Genomic DNA, 1,811 nt, shown 5'->3' with positions numbered 1-1,811 from the left:
AGAAGGTGTGTCGTAATACCCGATGCGCCTTCTTTTTTTCGTTGACTATAAAAATCGGCTCATTTTTTTAAGCTGCGATATTTTGAGGATTTCTTCGATTTATGTGTTCGCAGCATCTAAATATAGCTACTGTAAGCTCATAAAACAGTCCAGTCAGCCAATCCATACCTTCTTTAGCCATTTTTGCACATATCTTTTTTATATTGAAGGCAATGGCAAAGAAGGAAAAGTCCATGAAGACCTTGTCCTTTCCAAAATGGCGGAAACGTTTGTAATTCATATTGTTTTTCATTTGTCCGAACACGGCTTCCGGTTCTATGCATCTCTGTCCTCTGTGTTTCAGCCCTTCCTCGGAGCAGAGCTGCTCTTTGGCTTTTTGCCTGTATTTTCTGAGCCTGTGATTCAGTTCTATCGTCCTGTTTCCTTTTGCTTTAAAACAACGGCATCTTAGCGGACAGCCTTCACATCTGACGGCTCTGTACCTGGCATTTTCGCTGACATATCCGGATGCGGTTTTCACATGTCTAGTACCTATCCTCCGCATCCTTTGTCCCATAGGGCAGATGCAAAAGTCATGTTCTTCATTGTAGTAGAAGTTTTCGGCCTTGAACGGATCCGGTTGGAATCTCGGCCGCTGCTCCATGTGGAAATAGTTATATTTGACGTAAGCTTCCATGCCGTTCTCTGACATGAAGCGGTAATTCTCCTCAGAACCATAGCCGGAATCGGCAACCACCGTATGAGCCATCCGGTCATACCTGTTTGAAAAAGATTGCAGGAAAGGGATCATGGTCAGTGTATCCGTAGGGTTCGGGAAGAGTGCAAAATCGGTGATGAACTGGTTCTCGGTGCCGATCTGAAGGTTGTAACCGGGCTTCGTCTGCCCGTTACGCATGGCATCCTCCTTCATTCTCATGAAAGTTGCGTCCTTGTCCGTCTTGGAATAGGAATTCCTCTCTTGCAGCGTGTCCAGATGACTGTCGTATTCCTGGAGTTTGTCCCTATGTTCTTCCAACTCCTTCAGCTGTTTGCGTCTCTTTTTCAGCTCAGTCTTTTCCTCCTTGGTGGAAGGCTCGGGAACCTGTTCCAGCACATGACGTAATTCTCCCGCCATTTCGGTCAGCATGGCCGGAGTGAACTCAACCTCCTCATTACTTTCCGAATACTTTTCTTGGGCGATGACATCGTCTATCTGCCCTAGCAGGACATGTATCTTCTTCATCAGGCGCTCTCGGTTCCGCTCAACCGTTTTTCGCCAAACGAAAGTATACTTGTTGGCTTTGGATTCAATCTTTGTCCCGTCAATGTATTCCACGTTCAGGCTGATGAAGCCTTTGGAAGAGAGAAGGAGTACGGTTTGGGTAAACACCTCGTTGATTTCCTTCTTCACCCGATTGCGGAAACGGTTGATGGTAATGAAATCCGGTTTCTCATATCCGGCAAGCCAGATATAATGAATGTCACGATGAAGGAGCTTTTCGATTTTCCGGCAGGAGTAGACGTTGTTCATGTAGGCATACAGAATGACCTTGAGCATCATCTGGGGATGGTAAGGGCTGCGGCCGCATTCCTTATATAACTTCCTGAAACTTTCAAGATTCAGGCTCTCAACCAGGGCGTCAACCATGCGCACCGGATCGTTATCTGCAATATCCTCATCTATTCTTTGAGGAAAAAGCACTGTTTGGTTGGGATTGTAAGGACGAAAATGTATCTTTGCCATAGTATAAATTCTTATGCCTAAAGATACAAAATCTTCAGGTTATAACAAAGCCCCAGCTTGTGAAAGTCGGGGCTTTGGGCATAAAAAA

Annotated in this window: 1 protein-coding gene; it reads right to left on the bottom strand. The window is 45.4% G+C overall.

Annotation, left to right across the window (positions count from 1 at the left end):
* Window positions 1-67: 67 nt before the first annotated feature.
* Complete coding sequence (locus tag KTG12_RS21195; protein WP_046451974.1) at window positions 68-1,723, bottom strand: IS1182 family transposase; 1,656 nt, start codon at window positions 1,721-1,723, stop codon at window positions 68-70.
* Window positions 1,724-1,811 lie beyond the last annotated feature (88 nt).

It is taken from the genome of Parabacteroides sp. MSK.9.14 (assembly GCF_019041495.1).
In the GTDB taxonomy this organism is placed as follows: Bacteria; Bacteroidota; Bacteroidia; order Bacteroidales; family Tannerellaceae; genus Parabacteroides; species Parabacteroides merdae.
This window is presented reverse-complemented; position numbering and strand designations above follow the sequence as displayed.